This window comes from Pseudomonas sp. ICMP 3272 (genome assembly GCF_001466905.1).
GTDB lineage: Bacteria > Pseudomonadota > Gammaproteobacteria > Pseudomonadales > Pseudomonadaceae > Aquipseudomonas > Aquipseudomonas amygdali.
Genome location: NZ_LKEK01000121.1, coordinates 1 through 973, shown reverse-complemented (window position 1 = coordinate 973; position 973 = coordinate 1). Strand labels below are relative to the sequence as shown.

General features: G+C 47.2%; 1 protein-coding gene. It reads right to left on the bottom strand.

What is annotated here, in order from left to right; all coding sequences use genetic code 11:
- Positions 1-711: 711 nt before the first annotated feature.
- Positions 712-973, bottom strand: a 262-nt coding sequence (locus AO068_RS28935) for a hypothetical protein (RefSeq protein ID WP_201786889.1), incomplete at its 5' end; no start/stop codon positions are given.

The following is a 973-nucleotide window of genomic DNA, read 5'->3' as shown; positions in this document are numbered from 1 at the left end:
ATTAAAACATCACCTTTCCGATCGACCATGCCTGCCTACTGCAAAGCCCGTTGCCTATCTGAGTCCAAGCCCCCCCAAGCTTGAAAGGACATATTCAATTTTTGTAGGTCAGACCAAGCGCCACTGAGTGCAGACTGGGTTACACCAATGCCGCCATCCCCTCCTGCAAATTGTTCTAATGCGTGATTCGAATAGCTAGTGATTTGGTAGGTGCCCTGGCTCCAGCGGCCTGCTCAGCAGCCATCTGCATTATAGGTCTAGCAGCACTGGCCGCGCTGCTCCCTCCTGACTCAGCAGTAGAGGGAACGCCTTTTGGACCAACTCAACTTTTGCCTTTGATATGATTTCGCCACGGTACAAGCAGCTCCTCCAGCAAGACTCGATCAATAACACCATCATCAATGGTACCCACAAAAGTAGTACCTAACTGAAACTCAAAGGAAATATTTTCTTTTTCAGGTAGTTTTTTACGGCACGAATTAGTTCTTACACCTCATCTAGATTTTTCGAGTCCATATTAATAGAGAGTGTATTTTGCTGCAGCNCTTCATCTATTGGGCCAATAAAGGTTGGCGAGAGCAATGCTCCATATTCTTGAGGCGGCGACCTCATTCACAAGCTGCTGCACCTTAGATCTAATGTACTGATCCAAATCCTGAGCCACGTAGAAAATTAACTTTTGCTTTTCATGCTCTAGCCGTTCTGAATGCATTATTCAGCTCCTTTTTTCGACGGGTATGCCGGGAGAGCAGCCTCTGGACCGCCCGGATTATATCTAAAACCTCTTGGCATGTGCGCGTCCATAGTGTTTGCCCCCTGAACATGGTGCATAGAAATTCTTTCGCCCTTTGGCCCTGCATCTTCAGAAAAAGCCCTAACCCATGCATCGTCGACTTTTGGAGTTCGTCCTTTAGCAATTGCGGCCCTATTTTCAGGACTTAAGATTTGACCATACCCAAGGTCATCCCGGTTA